The organism is Bartonella sp. AA9NXGY (assembly GCF_042196845.1).
Taxonomy (GTDB): Bacteria; Pseudomonadota; Alphaproteobacteria; order Rhizobiales; family Rhizobiaceae; genus Bartonella.
This window is the reverse complement of record NZ_JBHIRB010000059.1, coordinates 1-2,433: the sequence shown is the minus strand read 5'-3', so window position 1 is coordinate 2,433 and position 2,433 is coordinate 1. Positions and strand designations below refer to the sequence as shown.

General features: G+C 36.2%; 4 protein-coding genes. All 4 read left to right on the top strand.

Annotated features, from left to right (window positions below; translation table 11 throughout):
• The coding region (locus ACFIM6_RS09685) for a type IV secretion system protein (RefSeq protein WP_375612649.1) at positions 1-672 on the top strand (672 nt) is incomplete at its 5' end.
• 242 nt (positions 673-914) lie between these two features.
• Positions 915-1,058 carry a TrwH protein gene (locus ACFIM6_RS09680; protein ID WP_273791745.1) on the top strand — a complete coding sequence of 48 codons (144 nt, stop codon included), beginning with the start codon at positions 915-917 and terminating at the stop codon, positions 1,056-1,058.
• A complete protein-coding gene (locus ACFIM6_RS09675) occupies positions 1,055-1,789 on the top strand; it encodes a type IV secretion system protein (RefSeq protein WP_375612648.1) in 735 nt (244 codons plus the stop codon). Before ACFIM6_RS09680 ends, ACFIM6_RS09675 begins: the two co-directional genes overlap by 4 nt.
• A gap of 183 nt (positions 1,790-1,972) precedes the next feature.
• The coding region (locus ACFIM6_RS09670) for a type IV secretion system protein (RefSeq protein WP_375612647.1) at positions 1,973-2,433 on the top strand (461 nt) is incomplete at its 3' end.

The following is a 2,433-nucleotide window of genomic DNA, read 5'->3' as shown; positions in this document are numbered from 1 at the left end:
CCACTTTCCGGATTCGTAAACCGTTTCCTGCGGATAAGTATTATTACTTCAATAGCTCTTACCACAGGACTTTATCAGAATGAAATTGCCATTTTGATAACACAAATGCCCTATGAGTTATCAAAGGCGCTCATAACAAATCCACTCAATGATACACAATTAATGAATTTACTTGACAAAGCAGCAACCAAAGGATTCCAATATGCAGGCCGTCTTTTCCAAGAAACCGTCTTCTTCGAAGCCAATGGACTGCTTTACAGTCTCTTAGGCATCATTATCTTGCTAGCAACAAGCCTCGTAGTCGCAATCGGTGGGGGTCTCGTGCTCCTGACAAAAATCGCACTTGCACTTCTCGTAGGATTGGGACCAATCTTCATTATTGCTCTACTCTGGCAACCAACTTATCGCTTTTTTGAGCAATGGATTGTACAAGTCGCCAATTATATAATCCTCTTTCTACTCTTAGCAACTGTATTTAATCTGATGATGAATATCTTTGCAAACTATTTGAGCGATATGAAACTCGACTACGACCAGAATGTAAGCTTCATGTTTGGAGGAGCTCTCATCTTGTCCATTATATCCATCATGCTGTTACTCAAACTATCAAGCATGGCCAATTCTCTCGCAAAAGGCATTACATTCGGACATCTATGGAGACATAAAAACTAGATGAGATAGAAAGCAATGGTTCCCGTAACAGACGCCCTTAATATCCATATGACAAAATAACTAAGATATCCAATCCTAAAGTAAAAAATATTCGCACTGAAATTGAGCTATTTTCATAAATTAAAAAATGAAATTAAGAAAAGATAAATTATCGTAAACTATACACTTTACTTTGGTGTCGAAATTATAATAATGACAACAAATATCAGAATGTGTATAACAGTAAAAAGAGTCATGTCAAAATGAAGTCAATCATACTTGTAATTTTGATTGCAAACATTTTATCGGCTTGTGCATTAGCACCAAAGCTAAAACAGCCCAATGATAGAAACCGTGTGCCTATTAATAAAACAATCCCTGCCGAAATTAAGCGAGGAGACAGATGAAAAAGCGATTTATTATAACAGGAATGATTACCCTTTTGGGAATGCTAAATCTAGCACATGCGGATGCAGTTACAAGCGTATCTTATGACCTCTCGTCACATAAGGACTCAGCCCCACCACCTGCTCTACCAGCAGAATATCTGGAGCTTACTAATCTATTAAAAAAAGGGGAAATTATTGAGCTCTTAAAAAAACAGCTTGAGTTGAAAAAAGAACAAATTTCACAAACAGAAAAAGCCTATCAAGCTATAACAAAGAATCAGAAAACAAACCCAAAGCAAATAGATTTTTCTAGTTTTTTTCTCAAAGAACCAGAATCGTTCTATAAGAGTGATAAGCTTTCAAGGAAATCATATCAAGAGGTATTAGAGGACGAAAACAAAGTTTCTGGGCCTTTTGATCAAATGGGCAAAACTATTTCGGAGCGTTTACAATTTGCATCGATACTAGATAAAGCTGTAAGTTTAGAAACTTTTGAAAACGTAGAAAATCGTTTTCAATACCTCAAAAGTCTATTTAATGAACTTCAAACAAAAGAAAACCTGAAAGATATTGCAGATCTTCAAGCACATATCGATGGTTCGTTAGCCATGATCCAAAATGAATCTATAAAGGTACAAATGGTAGCACATTTACGTAAGGCTGAGAAATCACTTATCAAAAGGAAAAGACGCGAACTTGATATGAAAATTTTTGATCATGAAAAAAAAGGAATGCCTACCATACGATGAAAACAAAAGCCGATGTAGAAGGTTCAGTACTCTCTGAACAATTAAGAGAAGCACAAAGATTTTATCAAAGCCAAGATATCGTGCTGAAAACACTTAGGTAATGTATACATGCAAATGAAGCGTTTAGCATATATCTATGTTCCAAGGTGATAAAAAGTTGAAAATTCATTAAAGAGGAATTCCATGGACTTTACAGTGTTCACGCAACTTTTCAATAAAATTGATCAGATAACAAAAACATATGTCACGGACATTTCCTCAAAAACAATAGCTACAATTACACCCTTTGTTTCAATTGGAATCACAATCGCTTTCATCATCTACGGATGGCTCATCATTCGTGGCGCTATAGATATGCCTCTCTCCGGGTTCGTAAACCGTTTCCTACGGATAAGTATTATTACTTCAATAGCTCTTACCACAGGACTTTATCAGAGTGAAATTGCCATTTTGATCACACAAATGCCCTATGAGTTATCAAAAGCGCTCATAACAAATCCACTCAATGATACACAATTAATGAATTTACTGGACAAAGCAGCAACCAAAGGATTTCAATATGCAGGACGTCTTTTCCAAGAAACCGTCTTCTTCGAGTCCAATGGACTGCTTTACAGTCTCTTAGGAATCCTCATCTTGCTAGC